The sequence below is a fragment of the Variovorax sp. LjRoot290 genome (assembly GCF_964253985.1).
Lineage (GTDB): Bacteria > Pseudomonadota > Gammaproteobacteria > Burkholderiales > Burkholderiaceae_C > Variovorax.
In genome coordinates this window covers 3583781-3598259 of the sequence record NZ_CAXURW020000001.1, presented here as the reverse complement: position 1 = coordinate 3598259, position 14479 = coordinate 3583781, and the positions used below count along the sequence as shown (strand labels likewise).

Here is a 14479-nt window from a genome sequence, read left to right as displayed (position 1 = left end):
ACTAATAGTCCACGCTGCTGCCGAGTCCCCGCTTCGCGGCCGCGCGCACGGCGAGATCGGCCACGGCCAGATCCTGCAGCGCCACGCCCGTTCCGTCGAAGAGCGTGATCTCGTCGGCCGTGCGGCGGCCGTCGCACAGGCCTTCGATGACCGCGCCTATGCTGCCGCGGAAGCTCCGATCCGTGATCAGGCCCGCGTCGTAGGCATGCTGGCATTCGCCGATGCTGATGGCCTGTGCGGTCTCGTCGACGAACAGGGCCGCCGTCGCCACCAGCGCCGGATCCAGCTCCTGCTTGCCCCGGGTGTCGGCGCCCATCGCGTTGATGTGGGTGCCGGGGCGCACCCAGGATTTCTCGACCAGGGCCTTCTGCGAGGGCGTCACGGTGATCAGGATGTCGGCGTGGGCGGCCACGGCCTGGGCGCCGCTTTCCGGGACGAACTCCAGGCCGAGTTGCTCCACGATGCGGCCGAAGGCTGTCAGGTTCTCGGCCGAGCGATTCCACGCATGGACCCGGCGGATGGCACGCACGGCCAGTGTCGCGCGCAGCTGGTATTGCGACTGCGCGCCCGCGCCGATGATGCCGAGCACGCTGCTGTCGGGACGCGACAGGTGCTTGGTCGCGATGGCGCTGGCCGCGCCGGTGCGCACGCCGGTCAGGTAGTTCGCGCTGACGAGTGCGCAAGCGCGGCCGGTGTCCGCGTCGAAGAGCAAGGTCGAAGACTGATGGTTGCTCAGGCCCTTGCCCATGTTGTGCGGCCAGTACCCGCCCGCCTTGAGGCCGAGAATGGGTGCGCTGGCGTCGCAGCCGGCCTTGACGCCGAAGACGGCGTCCTGGTAGCCCACGCCCTCGCGAACCACCGGGTAGTTGCGCGCCGCCTGGGCTGCCATGGCGGCGAAGCATTGTTCGACCGCCGCAATGGCGTCCTCGACGCTCACCAGCGCGCGGGCTTCCTGCTCCGAGATGATCAACATCGTGTCTTCCTGTTTGCGCTTCACCAGCCGCTGAAGCGCTGCCAGGTTGCAGTGATCTCGTGGCCGGCGCCGAGCACCTTGTAGTGCTCGTACTGCGCCGCAGTGGGGCAGGCGTGGTTGGGCACGATGCGTACCTGCGCGCCGACCGGCAGATGCAGCGCGCCCTCGATCTTGCCGGAGCGGTGCGCCATGATCCCGTGCTCCTGGTTGGCGCCCACGAGGATGAGGTCGTCCAGCGGCCGCCCGTCGAGGTCGCAGACCAGCCCGTAGCCCTGGTCGACCGGCTGCCTGGCTGTGCCGCGGTCGCGCGACATCGCCATCCATCCGGCGTCGAGGATCGTCCAGCCTTTTTCGCGCTGGTGGCCGATCACCGTGGCCAGCACCGACAGGGCAATGTCGTCCACCCGGCAGACGTTCAGGCCGGCCATCACGAGATCGAAGAACACGAACACGCCGGCGCGCACTTCGGTGACGCCTTCCAGCTGCTCGGCGAAGAGCGCGGTCGGTGTCGAGCCGACGCTGACCACGGGGCATGCGATGCCCGCCGCGCGCAGGCGCTGCGCCGCGTGCACGGCCGCCGCACGCTCCTGCTCGGCCATTGCGCAGATCGCCTCGGTGGATGTGCAGTCGTAGGAGCTTCCGGCGTGCGTGAGGATGCCCTGCACCGGAATGCCGGCGCCTTCGAGGAATTGCGCGATCTCGAGAAGATCGCCGCTATCGGGATTCACGCCCGAGCGGTGGCCGTCCGAGTCGATCTCGATCAGCACGTCGAAATGCCGCTGGGCCGCCTTCGCGCGCCCGGCGAGCATGCGTGCCGCCTCGATGCTGTCCAGGATCAGCGTGAGCCGCACGCCCTGGTCCTGGAGCCTCATCACATGGTCGAGCTTGTTCGGCGCTATGCAGACGGCGTAGAGGATGTCCGTGACGCCGTGCGCCGCGAAGTAGTCGGCCTCGCGCAGCGTCGAAACCGTGATCGGCCCTTGCGGCGATTCCATGATCCGGCGCGTCACCTCGATCGACTTGTTGGTCTTGACGTGGGGACGGAACGAGACGCCGAGGCGGCGCGCCTGGCGGCGCATGCGCTCGATGTTGCGGTCCATGCGCGCCTCGTCGAGCAGCAGCGCGGGCGTCTCCAGTTGTTCGAGAAATTGATTCGTCATTTCAGTGGGCCTCCCGCGCCAGCACGCGCCCGGGGCGCGCGCCGGTCGGGCGGCCGTCTTGCCAGACCATCGCGCCATTGACGATCACCGCGTCGATGCCGCGCGCCGGGGCGATCGGCGTTTCGTAGGTCGCGGCTTCGTCCACGCTGTCGGCGTCGAACAGGGTCAGGTCGGCGTACGCGCCTTCCTTCAGCACGCCGCGGTCCTTGAGGCCGAAGTTCTTCGCCGTGAGCCCGGTCATCTTGTAGACGGCCGTCTCCAGCGGGAACAGCCCGAGCAGCCGGCCGTAGTGGCCCAGCACGCGCGGGAAGCTGCCCCACAGACGCGGATGCGGCGAGGCGTCGTGCGGCAGGCCGTCGGAGCCGATCATGGTCTTGTCGAACTTCAGGATGCGCTGCACGTCGCTCTCGTCGAGCCGGAAGTAGATGCCGCCGGCGGGGCTGAGCCGGCGGATCGCTTCTTCCTCGCTGACGCCCAGCTTCTTCGCAATGACGTCGAGGTCCTGGCCCGCATGTTCGGGCATGGGCTTCGACCAGCTCACGATCACGCGCGACGAGGTCGCTGCGCGGTCGGCCGAGAGGATGGTGGAGCCGGCCGTGTACGGGTAGCAGTCCAGGCAGATCGGCTGGGTGGCCATGTTCTTCTCGATGAAGGACAGCGCCTCCTGCGAACGGCCATGGTTCGCGGGCCCGACCACCTTCATGTGCGAGATCACCACCTGCACGCCGACCTCGCGGCCGACGCGGAAGGTTTCTTCGAGCGAGTCGATCACCTGGTCTGCTTCGTTGCGCATGTGCGTGCAGTACACGCCGTCGAAGTCCTTGAGCGGGCGGCAGGTCTCGATCACTTCCTCGGTCGGCGCGGCGACCGCGGGCTCATAGAACAAGCCGGTGGAGACGCCGATGGCGCCGGCTTCCAGCGCTTCCTGTACCAGCGCGCGCATGCTGGCGATTTGTTCTTCGGTGGCAGGCAGGCCCAGGTCGTCCAGCGTCGCGACGCGCAAGGTGGTGTGGCCCACCAGCAGCGCGCAGTTGGTCGCCGCGGGCTTGGCGCGCAGTGCCTCGATGTACGACGCGAAGGTGGGGAAGGCGAACCAGCCGCCTTCCTCGTCGAGCAGATTCAATGGCGGCGTGACCGGCTGCGTGATTCCGCCCGGCATCGGCGCCAGCGAGATGCCGCAATTGCCCGCGATCACGGTAGTGATGCCCTGGCTGACCTTGGGCGCCATGTCGGGGTTGGAGAGCATGAGGCGATCGTCGTGCGTGTGCGCATCGATGAAGCCTGGCGCCGCGATGCGGCCGCCCTGGTCGATCTCGACGTCGCCGTGCATCGCCGACAGATCGCCGATGCGCGCGATGCGGTCGCCGCGAATGCCGATGTCGCCGGCGAAGCGGGGCGCGCCGGTGCCGTCGACGACGCTGGCGTTGCGGATCAGAAGGTCGAATTTTTCCTGCATCGGATATCTCGAGTTGAAAAGGGTCACAGCAATGCGCCGCGCGCAGCGATCGGCCAGAGGGCTTCGACCCGCTCGCCGCGCACGCAGATCAGTTCGTCATAGAGATTGACGGTCGGGTCGCAGTGGCCGGGCACCAGCATCAGCGGGTCACCCAGCGAAAGCGCGGCTCCGTTGGGGGTGGCCAGCACGCCATGCTCATCCGAGGCTTTCACATAGCGCAGGTCGGCACGCTGCCACACGGTCGGCAGGCCCGAGTCCACGCTGGATGCCTTCAGGCCGGCGTCGACCACGGCGCGCTCGGGCGTCGCGCGGCTCATGACCGTGGTGCGCACGAACAGCGCATGCTCGAAAGCGACGTCGTTCTCGCCGCGCTGGTTGTCGCCATAGTCGCGATCCATGAAGACATAGGAGCCGGCCTGGATCTCGTTGAAGACGCCGGAATCGCGTTCGTGCAGGAAGCTGCCGGTACCCGCGCCCGTTACACACTCGACGGCAATGCCGCAGGCCTCGATGGCCGCGCGGGTGGTGCGCGCGGCCTCCACGGCGCCGGCGATGGCCGCGGCCCGCTCCTGCGGCGCGCGCATGTGCTGGGCCGGGCCGTGGTAGCAGTGCAGGCCCATGAAACGCAGCGGCGTGCCGGCAACGATCTGCCGCGCCAGCCGCACGGCCTCGTCGCCGGGGGCGACGCCGCAGCGGTTCGCGCCTACATTGACCTCGACATAGACATCGAGCGCCACGCCGTGCGCCTGCGCAACGGTGGCCAACGCCTGCACCTGTTGCGGATGATCAACGAGCACGCCCACGCGCGCCTTGCGCGCCAAGGCTGCCAGATGACGCAACTTGGTGTCGCCCATCACCTGGTTGGTGACCAGCACATCCTCGATGCCGGCCTCCACGAACACCGCCGCCTCGCTGACCTTCTGGCAGCAGATGCCGGCGGCGCCCAAAGCCATTTGGCGCAGTGCGATCTTGGGGGTCTTGTGGCACTTGGCGTGGGCACGAAGACGCACGTTCGTGCCGCGCAGCGCCTCGGCCATGCGCGCGAGGTTGCGCTCGAATGCATCGAGGTCGAGCACCAGCGCGGGCGTGTCGATGGCGCTGAGCTGATCGCCGGGCCTTGCAGCTTTCCAGGGGGTCATGGTGTATCAGCCCGACCGTCAGTCGATCTTCGCGCCCGAGTCCTTGATGATCTTGGCCCACTTGACCGTCTCGCGGCGCGAGAGTTCGAGAAACTGCTCCGGCGTGCTGGGGTCGGTCTCGGCACCCAGCATCTTGAAGCGCTCGCGCACCGCCGGGTTGGCCAGCGCGGTACGGATTTCGGCATTGAGGCGGGTCACGATGTCCTTGGGCATACGAGCCGGCCCAACGATGCCGCCCCAGGCCGCAACCTCGAAGCCCGGCACACCGGATTCGGCAATGGTGGGAATGTCCGGGTAGGTGGGCGAGCGCTGGGCGGACGAGATTCCCAGCGCTCTCACGCGGCCGGCCTGGGCCGGCGGACCGGACACCGGCGTGTTGATCATCATGAGCTGAACGCCGCCGCCGATCAGGTCGGTGAGGCCTGCCGTCCCGGCCTTGTAGGGCACATGCAGCATGTGGGTGCCGGTCATGGACTTGAAGAGTTCCACTCCCAGATGGGCGGTGGTGCCGTTGCCGTCGGATGCAAAAGCCAGCTTGCCCGGGTTCTTCTTCGCATAGGCGATCAGCTCGGGCACGCTTTTGACCGGCAGCTCGTTGTTGACGATCATCAGATTGGACAGGCGCAGCGTGTTGGCGACCAGCGTCAGGTCCTTCTCCACGTCGTACGGCACATTGCTCAGCAGCGAGCGGTTGGTGGCCAGCGAGACGACGTTGCCGTAGGCCAGCGTGTAGCCGTCGGCCGGAGAGCGGACCAGGTCCATGGTGCCGATCGTGTAGGAGCCACCGGGCTTGTTGTCGACCACGATGGGCACGCCCATCTGCTGCGACAACTGCGTGGCCAGTGCGCGCATCAGCGCGTCGGGTGCACCGCCGGGAGCCGACGGCACGATCAGGCGGATCGGCTTGTCAGGATAGGCCGCCAGGGCCGGCATCGAGATGGCCGCCAGCGCGGCAAGAACAAGAGAGGGCAGCAGAGAACGCAGACGCATGGCACGGACCTCCGGCAGTGTGGAATCGATAAGCCGGAAAGCACGGCCTGGAGGCAAGTCTAGGTTTGCGTATTCAAAAAATAAACTACCTGAAACTACATCTATCCTTCAATTTTTCTTACGAGCTGACCCTGTTGTCCAGGAGGACGATCGCCTCGCCGACGAGCTTGCCGTCCGCGGTGATCCTTGGATTGCTCAGCAGCGTGCCATCCGAGCTCAGCTGATAGCCCGTTGCGAACACCGAGTTCTGCACGTTCCCGCCGATCGCCCATGCGACCTCCGGCCCGACGGCCACGACGATGTCGCAATGGCTCGGCAACTCGGGATTGTTCGAGGCATTGAGGTAGTCGTCGTAGCTCGCCGGCTTCTCGCGCCAGCTTCCGATGATGTCGCCCGCCTGGGGTTTTGCCTTGTCGAGCCGCACCCCCCAGAAGGGCGCTGCCAGGTCGCCGCTCGCGTTCTTCTTGATCGCATCCCACATGTACGCGGCATGGCCGATCGACTGCTGGAAGGACTTGTACTCGTCGAACTCCCTGGCCGCCGTCCTCACCATCAGCGAGATCGCCACCGCCGACCAGGGCTGCGTGGCGGTCTTGCCTGTGAACGGCTTGCCGAACGCTTTCCACATCTCGCCGATGAAGCCGCTGAAGGGCTCCTTCGCTTCCTTGCCGGCGCCTCTGTCGAAGCGCAGCCATTGCTCGACGGCCGCGGCAACGAGCGCCTCCCGCGCCGGAGAGGCCGGGTCGCGCAAGGTGGGCTGCTCGGGCGGCTGCCAGTCGAATTTGGTGATCGGCAATGCAGCCTTGACGAAGCCCTCGGTCGATTTCCCATCGACGGCGGTGCGGACGTGATGCCAGCCCTCCGGTCCGTCTTCCAGGTCATCGACGGCCTGCCCGAGGAAGATGGGGCCGATCAGCGTGTCGGGCTCGACCCTGGCCTCGGACCGCACATTGATCGCTTCGACGTTGACGAGTTTCTGCATCGGAAGCTCCTTGTCTCCATGACCAGGCGAGTTGACCACGAAGCCGCGGGCGTAGCCAGTCGCAAACGGCTGACAAGCAGCTCGGCGTCAGCGATGGGGCGACCTCGCCGCCTTCGCGAGTGCCATGACAGGGCGGATGGAAAAAACCAGTTGAACGCTTGCGGATCTCAAAGCCTGCCGCCCAGCTCACCCTGTCTGAAGCGCCGCACGTCGCGCGCAGGCGGCGCGCCGAACATCCGGCTGTACTCGCGGCTGAACTGCGACGGGCTTTCGTAGCCGACCTTGTAGCCGGCCTCCGCGGCGTCCGCCATGTCGCTGAAGAGCAGACGGCGCGCTTCCTGCAGGCGCAACTGCTTCTGGTACTGCAGCGGGCTCATCGCGGTCACGGCCTTGAAATGATGGTGCAGGGACGACACGCTCATGTGCGCGGCCCGTGCCATGTCCTCCAGCTTCAGTGGCGCCGTGCTGTGTTCCCGCAGCCATGCAATGGCGCGGCAGATGCGTTGGCTCTGGCTGCCCGCGACCGCCAGTTGTCCGAGCCGCCAGCCGTTCTCGGCCTTCAGCAGGCGGTAGTAGATTTCCCGGATGACCAGCGGCGCGAGGGCAGGGACGTCCTCGCGCGTGTCGAGCAGGCGGATCAGGCGCACCACCGCGTCGAGGAGTTCGATGGAGGTCTCGCCGGTGAAGATGCCTCGCGCCGCTGCCTTCGGCGACTTGAGGTGGTCCGCCTCCAGCATCATCGTCGCGATCTCCGCCGGATCGATGTCGAGGCGCAGGGCCAGGTAGGGCGCTTCGGGGGTCGCATCGATGACCTGTCCGGTCACCGGGAGGTTCTGCGACACCACGAGATGGCTGGACGAGTCGTAGACGAACAGCTCGTCGCCGAGCATGACGCGCTTGCTCCCCTGCGCAATGAGGCAGAAGGCGGGTTCGTAGGCGCCATGAAGCGGTTCCCCGACGCGCGTGGATCGGAACACCGCCAGGCCGGGAACGGCGGTGGGGTTGGTGCCCTCCGCGACGGCAAAGCGCTCGATCAGCGCGGCGAGTTCGGCGCGCCGGAGGACCAGTTGCAGTTGCTGGTCCGGACGTTCGCGTGCGGTGGCGGCAGTGGAGACGGTGGTCATGTCCATAGCTTAGGCAAGCCTGCTGCGTTTGTCTCGCGCGGCCGGCAGGGTTTGGACGATCGGGCAAGAACTCGCGGCGATCCTGCAAGTCCGGGAGGCCGTTGCCACGCAACTAAGATGCCGCATGGATCGCTGGACCGAGATCGAGTTGTTCGTACAAACCGCGGAGCAGGGCAGCCTGTCGCGCGCTGCCGAGGCCGTGGGCCTGTCGAACGCCGCCGCCAGCCGGCACCTGGCCTCGCTGGAAGCGCGGCTGGGCGTGCGGCTCGTGCAGCGCAACACACGCCGCCTCTCGCTGACCGAGGCGGGCGAGAGCTACTACCACCGCTGCAAGACCATCCTGGCCGATCTGCGCGATGCCGATTCGGCGGTCAATGCCCAGGCGCTCGATCCGATGGGCACGCTGCGCATCAGCGCATCGCTGTCCTTCTGCATGCACCACATCGCGCCGCTGCTGCGCGCCTACACCGAGCGCTATCCCAAGGTCGCGGTCCAGGTGGTCGCGGCCAACCGCTACTACGACCTGATCGACAACAACATCGACGTCGCGATCCGCACGCGCGAGTACGAGAACGACTCCAACATCACCATCCGCAGCCTGGCCGAGACGCGGCGCATCCTCGCCGCCTCGCCGGGCTACCTCGATCGGCGCGGCACGCCGCAGAGCGTGGACGAGCTGGCCGCGCACGACCTGCTGATCTACACCTACAGCCACAACCCCGACGAGCTGGCCTTCCGCCGCGGCAGCGAGCGGCGCGTGATCAAGGTCAAGGGCCTGCTCGAGGCGAACGACGGCCAGGTGCTGCGCGCGGCGGCGCTCGACGGGCTCGGCATCCTGGTGCAGCCCAAGTACATCCTCTATGACGACATCGTGGCCGGCCGCCTGGTGCCGGTGCTCGACGAGTGGGACTTGCCGCGCCTGCGCATCAACATCGCCTTCCAGAGCCGGCGCCACATGTCGGCGAAGGTGCGCACCTTCATCGACTTCCTGGTCGAGCACTTCGAGCGCATGGACTACCAGCGCAAGTGGACCAGCTAGGCCGGCGGCTCGCCGTCGAAGGCGCGCTGCAGCAGCGCGCGGATCGCCTCGCGCTCGACCGGGCGCGGATTCCAGTACGGGTTGGCCGCCGCGATGTCCGCCGCGCGGTCGAGGTCGCTGTGCTTCATTCCGATGTCCTTGAGCGCGACCGGCGCGCCGTTGTCGCGCGCCAGCTCGAAGAGCCCTTGCGCCGCGTTCTTTCGGCCCAGCGCTCGCGCAATGCGCTCAATCGCCCGCGGCGCCGCGGCCGCGTTGTAGGCGATCGCATGCGGCAGTACCACCGTGTGCACCTCGGCATGCGGCAGGTTGAAGCTGCCGCCCAGCGTGTGGCACAGCTTGTGGTGCAGCGCCATGCCGACATTGCCCAGCACGCTGCCGCACAGCCACGCGCCGTAGAGCGCATCGGAGCGCGCCTCGATGTCCTCGGGCTGGCGCCGGATCGCGGGCAGCGCACGCGCGATCGCGGCAATGCCTTCCTCGGCCATCAGGTCCATCACCGGGTTGCTGTCCTGCGCATACAAGCCCTCGGCCGCATGCGCGATCGCATTGATGCCGCTGGTGACGCTCAAACCCACGGGCAGGCTGCGCGAGAGCTCGGGGTCGTAGATCACGGTGCGCGGCAGCACACGGGGATCCTTGCCGGTCTTCTTGAGGCCCGCTTCGGTCAGGCCGTAGATCGGCGTCATCTCGCTGCCCGCGTAGGTGGTGGGAATCGCCAGGATGGGCAGACCCGAATCCAATGCAATGGCCTTGCCCAGGCCGGTGGTGGAGCCGCCGCCGATGGCCGCGGCGCAGTCGGCATCGAGCTCACGCGCGATCTCGCGAGCCTCGCGCGCGGTCTCGATCGGCACGTGCATCGCGGCGCGGTCGAAGATGCCGGCGGCCTGCGCGCCCAGCAGCTCGGCCACGCGCTCGGCCTGGGCGCGCTGCTCGGGCGTGCACAGCACCAGCGCGCGGCGCGCGCCCAGCGCGTCGATCTCGCGCGCCAGGTGGGCGAGGCTGCCGGCGCCGAAGACCACGCGCTGCGGCTGGCTGGTGTAGACGAAGGCCAAGGGTTTCATGCGGGGATGGTAGGCCGAACGCCCCGCGGGAGGCGGCGTGCCGGCGCAAAACAGTTTTCCGCCAAGCTCCTTCCTTGCGTGGCGCGGCAATGCCATAGTCCGGCCCGAACGTTCAAGGAGACCCGCGTGCGCAACCTCGATGAAGACACCATCACCCAGGCCGTACTGGCACGTCACACGGGTGCGGCCGACCCGCGGCTGCGCGAAGTGATGACCAGCCTGGTGCAGCACCTGCATGCCTTTGCGCGCGACATCCGGCTGACCGAGGCCGAGTGGTTTGCGGGCATCAAGTTTCTGACCGAAGTCGGCCACATCACCGACGACAAGCGGCAGGAGTTCATCCTGCTGTCGGACACGCTGGGGCTGTCGATGCTGGTGACGGCGCTCAACAACCGCAAGCCGCGCGAATGCACCGAATCCACCGTGTTCGGACCCTTCCACGTCGAAGGCTCGCCCGAGTATCCGCTCGGGGCCGACGTGGCCAATGGCGCGCGGGGCGAGCCCTGCTTCGTGCGCGGCCGCGTCCTCGGACTCGACGGCGCACCGGTGCCGAATGCGCAGCTGCAGGTCTGGCAAGCCGATGCCGACGGGCTCTACGACGTGCAGTATTCCGGCGAGCACGGCCACCGCGCCCGCGGCACCCTGCATGCCGATGCCGAGGGGCACTTCCATTTCAAGTCGATACGCGCCGAGGCCTATCCGATCCCGCACGACGGGCCGGTCGGCCGCATGCTCGATGCGCTGGGGCGCCATCCGTGGCGGCCCGCCCACCTGCACTTCATGATCACCGCGCCGGGTTTCGAGCGCCTGATCACGCACGTGTTCCGCGACGGCGACAGCTACCTCGACTCCGACGCCGTCTTCGGCGTGCGCCGGTCGCTGATCGCCGACTGGCTGGAGCATCCGCCCGGCACCACGCCCGACGGCGGGATCAGCGAGGTGCCGTACTACACCCTCGACTTCGATTTCATCCTGAATCCCGTAGCGGCTGCATGAAGACGGCTTCGCTGTTCAAATCCAGCTTCCACAACCAGCAGGAAAAATCATCGTGAGCACATTGGATATCGTCGGCCTCTGCGGCAGCCTGCGCGCCGACTCGGTCAACCGGATGGCGCTGAACCTGGCCGCATCGCTGATGCCGGACAGCATGCGCATGGACGCCATCGAATGGCGCGAAATACCGCCCTTCGACGGCGACGTACTGGCCAGGGGCCTTCCGCCGGCCGTGCTGGCGCTGCGCGAACGCATCCGCCGCGCCGACGGCGTGCTCATCGCCACGCCCGAATACAACTTCTCGATACCGGGCGTGTTCAAGAACGTGCTCGACTGGGTGAGCCGCGGCGAGGACCAGCCCTTCGCGCACAAGCCGGTGGCCATTCTTTCGGCCTCGCCCGGCCCGGTCGGCGGCGCGCGCGTTCAGTACGACCTGCGCCGCGTGATGCTGTTCATGAATGCCATGGTGCTGGCGAAGCCCGAGGTGTTCATCGGCGGCGCGGGCGCCAAGTTCGACGCGGCAGGCCAGTGCACCGACGAGACGACCCGCAAGTTCGTCGGCGACCAGATGCGCGCCTTCGACAAGTGGATCAGTGCAGTAAAGCGCATGAGCTGACGTCGGTCGCGTCCAGCACGATGGGCGCGGAGGGCGCGGCGCGGTAGCGCTCCAGGGCCTTGGCCTCGATGCAGTCGAAGTAGTTCTCGCAGGTTTCCGTCAGGTCGCCATCGAGGGTTGGAGACAGGCCGCGCAATGCGGTTTCGGAGATGTGGGCAATGATGCGGGGGCCGTCGAGGCCGTCGGGATAGATGGCGAACCGGACGGTTTTCGTCTCGGTGCAATGGATTGCTTCGCAGTTCATGAAAGTCTCTGGGCTCTCTTTTTCGTGTGCATGGATTTCATGCCGTTGCGATTGCAAAACCGCGCGGCATACTTCGCCACCTGGAGAAAGAAAGCGCCTACAGAGAGCTCCCTGTTGCCCATGAACGATCCCTTCAATTTGCAGCGTTTCGTCGATGCCCAGGACGCCGTGATCGACCGCGTCCGGGACGAGCTGCGCGACGGCAAAAAGCGCAGCCACTGGATGTGGTTCGTCTTTCCGCAATTGGCGGGCCTCGGCCGCAGCGAGATGGCGCGCCACTACGCGATCGCATCGCTGGACGAAGCGCACGCCTACCTCGCGCACGCGCTGCTCGGGCCGCGCCTGCGCGAATGCAGCGCGCTGGTGCTGGCCGTGCAGGGGCGCACGATTGGCGAGATCTTCGGCGCGCCGGACGATCTCAAGTTCTGGTCGTCGATGACGCTGTTTCTCCAGGCCGACCCGTCGCAGGCGGTGTTCCTCGACTGCCTGCACAAGTACTTCGATGGCCGGTCCGATCAGGGGACCTTGTCCCTGATCGAGAGCGGCCATGGCGGCTGATCCTTCGATGCGGCGGGCGCAGGGCGGCTGGGGCAGGGTGGGCGCGTGGCTCGTTTCGATCGTGCTCGCGCTTCTCGTCACGGGCTGTGCCGGCCTTCCGGCGATCGTCGAGCGTCCGCCGTCCTTCGCCCTGGCCGATACGGCGCACACGGCGCTCGCGCGCATGGCCGCCAAGGGCGCGCCCGACGCGCAACTGAGCGGCTTCCGGTTGTTGCCGATGCCGGCGTATTCGATGCATGCACGCCTCGAACTCGCGCGCCGCGCGCAACGCAGCATCGACATCCAGTACTACCTGGTGCAGAACGACGAGACCGGCCGCTACCTGCTGCGCACCCTGCGCGACGCGGCCGAGCGCGGCGTGCGCGTGCGTGTCCTCATCGACGACCTCTACACCGCCGGCGCCGACGAGCTGCTGGCCGGCCTGGGCGCCCATGCGAACGTGGAGGTGCGCCTGTTCAATCCCTTCCCGGCAGGACGCGACCGCCTCGTCACGCGGCTTGCGGCCTCGCTGTTCGACATCGACCGTATCCATCGCCGCATGCACAACAAGCTCTTCGTCGCCGACAACGCGATGGCGGTGGTCGGCGGGCGCAACATCGCCAACGAATACTTCCTGCGTGACGCCGGATCGAACTTCATCGACATCGATACGCTGGTGACGGGCGCGGTGGTCCCGAGGCTCTCCTCGCTGTTCGACGTCTACTGGAACAGCCCTTACGTGTACCCCGTCCAGTCGCTGGCGGCCGTCGGCGGCTCGCTGCGGCAACTGCGCGAGCGCTTCGAGGAGATGACCTGGGACGCCGCCATCTGGATGCCCTCGGCACCGATCGAGCGCGACTTGCTGGGCTATCGGGCGCTGGGCGAGGATTTCGAGGAGGGCGAGCTCTCGCTGATCTGGGCGCGGGCCGAGGCCTACGCCGACGCGCCGCACAAGGCACTGGGCCCGCGCGAGGACCGGCCGCGCGTGACGGCCGATGCGCCCGAGGGCGTGCTGTACAACGTGCGCCGCCTGGTTCGCTCGGCCGAGCGCGAGGCGCTGATCACCACGCCCTACCTGATCCCGGGGCGCGGCGGCATGGAGTCGGTGCGCCTGTTGCGCGAGCGCGGCGTGCGCTTCACGCTCGTGACCAACTCGCTCGCGGCCACCGACGAATCGCTGGTGCACCTGGGCTACCGCCGCTACCGGCCCGAACTGGTCAAGGTCGGCGTGCAACTCTACGAACTGAGCCCCAAGCGGGTCGAGCAGACCAAGCGCTTCGGCGTCTTCGGCTCGGCCGCCGGGCGCCTGCACGGCAAGTCGGCGGTGGTCGACGGCAAGGCGGTGTTCCTCGGCTCGCTGAATTTCGATCCGCGCTCCGATCTGCACAACACCGAACTCGGCCTGTTCATCTACAGCCCGCAGATTGCGGCGCAGCTCACCAGCCTGATCGGCTTCATCACCATGGACGCGGCCTACCGCGTCCGGATGGGGGACAGCGGCAAGATCGAATGGGTGAGTCCGTCGGAAGACGGTGGCCCCGATCTCGTCTTCCACGAGGAGCCCGAAACCGACTTCGGCTCGCGCCTGAAGCTGGAGTTTTTCGCACCGCTGGTGCCGGAGAGCTTGCTCTAGGGCATCAAGCGTCCGCTGAGGTAGGGCTCGGGATCGACCGCCACGCCCTGCTTGCGGATCTCGAAATGCAGCTTCACGCGGTCGGCGCCGCTCATGCCCATCTCGGCGATTCTCTGGCCCTGGCGCACCACGTCCTTTTCCTTTACCAGGATGTTCTGAGCGTGCGCGTAGGCGGTGAGGTAGGTTTCGTTGTGTTTCACGATCACCATGTTGCCGTAGCCGCGCAGTTCGCTGCCGACGTAGACGACGCGGCCGTCGGCGGAGGCGAGCACCGCATCGCCCATGCTGCCGGCGATGTCCAGGCCCTTGTTGCGCTTGCCGTCGAAGCGCGAGAGCGTCGGGCCCGCCGCCGGTCGGATGAAGGCGGCCTGGGCTTGTGGGGCCGGATTGCTGGGAACGTTGGGCTGGCCGGCGCGCGGCGTAGGCAGCGGTGTCGTCGAGCAGGCGGCGAGGCCGGCGACTGCAAGAGCGACGAGGCCGGTGCGGAGAGCGAGGGTCTTGGATGGCATGGCTTTTTTTGGAACGGATTCGG

Annotated in this window: 15 protein-coding genes; 5 read left to right on the top strand and 10 right to left on the bottom strand. The window is 67.4% G+C overall.

The genetic code is table 11. The features are described 5' to 3' along the window. Window position 1 precedes the first annotated feature (1 nt). The 7 genes from ACSQ9A_RS17795 to ACSQ9A_RS17765 form a co-directional block, all read right to left on the bottom strand. The gene (locus tag ACSQ9A_RS17795) at window positions 2–973 is read right to left on the bottom strand and encodes an ornithine cyclodeaminase family protein (protein ID WP_436304610.1); all 972 of its coding nucleotides are present in this window, start codon (window positions 971–973) and stop codon (window positions 2–4) included. Window positions 974–993: 20 nt separating this feature from the next. Beyond that, window positions 994–2133, bottom strand: a complete 1140-nt coding sequence (locus ACSQ9A_RS17790; RefSeq protein ID WP_436304609.1) for a DSD1 family PLP-dependent enzyme — start codon at window positions 2131–2133, stop codon at window positions 994–996. Window position 2134: 1 nt separating this feature from the next. Then, window positions 2135–3589, bottom strand: coding sequence for an N-acyl-D-amino-acid deacylase family protein (locus ACSQ9A_RS17785; protein WP_436304608.1), 1455 nt, complete (start codon window positions 3587–3589; stop codon window positions 2135–2137). A gap of 23 nt (window positions 3590–3612) precedes the next feature. Further along, the gene (locus ACSQ9A_RS17780; protein ID WP_436304607.1) at window positions 3613–4728 is read right to left on the bottom strand and encodes a DSD1 family PLP-dependent enzyme; all 1116 of its coding nucleotides are present in this window, start codon (window positions 4726–4728) and stop codon (window positions 3613–3615) included. 18 nt (window positions 4729–4746) lie between these two features. Beyond that, window positions 4747–5718, bottom strand: coding sequence for a Bug family tripartite tricarboxylate transporter substrate binding protein (locus ACSQ9A_RS17775; protein WP_436304606.1), 972 nt, complete (start codon window positions 5716–5718; stop codon window positions 4747–4749). Window positions 5719–5836: 118 nt separating this feature from the next. Further along, the gene (locus tag ACSQ9A_RS17770; RefSeq protein WP_436304605.1) at window positions 5837–6700 is read right to left on the bottom strand and encodes a DUF2272 domain-containing protein; all 864 of its coding nucleotides are present in this window, start codon (window positions 6698–6700) and stop codon (window positions 5837–5839) included. Between the two features lie 167 nt (window positions 6701–6867). Continuing rightward, entirely contained in the window at window positions 6868–7830 is a 963-nt protein-coding gene (locus ACSQ9A_RS17765; RefSeq protein ID WP_436304604.1) for an AraC family transcriptional regulator N-terminal domain-containing protein, read from the bottom strand. A gap of 118 nt (window positions 7831–7948) precedes the next feature. Between ACSQ9A_RS17765 and ACSQ9A_RS17760 the strand changes: the two genes are divergently transcribed. Next, complete coding sequence (locus ACSQ9A_RS17760; RefSeq protein WP_093112268.1) at window positions 7949–8863, top strand: LysR family transcriptional regulator; 915 nt, start codon at window positions 7949–7951, stop codon at window positions 8861–8863. Here the strand turns inward: ACSQ9A_RS17760 and ACSQ9A_RS17755 are convergent. After that, window positions 8860–9924 (bottom strand): maleylacetate reductase, encoded by a 1065-nt coding sequence (locus ACSQ9A_RS17755; protein WP_436304603.1) that lies wholly within the window; start codon window positions 9922–9924, stop codon window positions 8860–8862. The two genes, ACSQ9A_RS17760 and ACSQ9A_RS17755, sit on opposite strands and share 4 nt — an antisense overlap. A 126-nt stretch (window positions 9925–10050) precedes the next feature. Here ACSQ9A_RS17755 and ACSQ9A_RS17750 point away from each other — a divergent pair, with 126 nt between their 5' ends. Beyond that, the gene (locus ACSQ9A_RS17750; RefSeq protein WP_093111973.1) at window positions 10051–10920 is read left to right on the top strand and encodes an intradiol ring-cleavage dioxygenase; all 870 of its coding nucleotides are present in this window, start codon (window positions 10051–10053) and stop codon (window positions 10918–10920) included. A 52-nt stretch (window positions 10921–10972) separates the two neighbouring features. Next, window positions 10973–11533 carry an NADPH-dependent FMN reductase gene (locus tag ACSQ9A_RS17745; RefSeq protein ID WP_244504133.1) on the top strand — a complete coding sequence of 187 codons (561 nt, stop codon included), beginning with the start codon at window positions 10973–10975 and terminating at the stop codon, window positions 11531–11533. Here ACSQ9A_RS17745 and ACSQ9A_RS17740 read toward each other — a convergent pair. Beyond that, the gene (locus tag ACSQ9A_RS17740; protein ID WP_436304602.1) at window positions 11508–11777 is read right to left on the bottom strand and encodes a hypothetical protein; all 270 of its coding nucleotides are present in this window, start codon (window positions 11775–11777) and stop codon (window positions 11508–11510) included. The two genes, ACSQ9A_RS17745 and ACSQ9A_RS17740, sit on opposite strands and share 26 nt — an antisense overlap. A 120-nt stretch (window positions 11778–11897) precedes the next feature. Here ACSQ9A_RS17740 and ACSQ9A_RS17735 point away from each other — a divergent pair, with 120 nt between their 5' ends. Continuing rightward, on the top strand, window positions 11898–12335 hold the full coding sequence (locus ACSQ9A_RS17735; protein WP_436304601.1) for a DUF1810 domain-containing protein: 438 nt from the start codon (window positions 11898–11900) through the stop codon (window positions 12333–12335). Beyond that, complete coding sequence (locus ACSQ9A_RS17730) at window positions 12325–13947, top strand: phospholipase D family protein (protein ID WP_436304600.1); 1623 nt, start codon at window positions 12325–12327, stop codon at window positions 13945–13947. Before ACSQ9A_RS17735 ends, ACSQ9A_RS17730 begins: the two co-directional genes overlap by 11 nt. Here the strand turns inward: ACSQ9A_RS17730 and ACSQ9A_RS17725 are convergent. Continuing rightward, window positions 13944–14456 carry a murein hydrolase activator EnvC family protein gene (locus ACSQ9A_RS17725; RefSeq protein WP_436304599.1) on the bottom strand — a complete coding sequence of 171 codons (513 nt, stop codon included), beginning with the start codon at window positions 14454–14456 and terminating at the stop codon, window positions 13944–13946. The two genes, ACSQ9A_RS17730 and ACSQ9A_RS17725, sit on opposite strands and share 4 nt — an antisense overlap. Window positions 14457–14479: the final 23 nt, after the last annotated feature.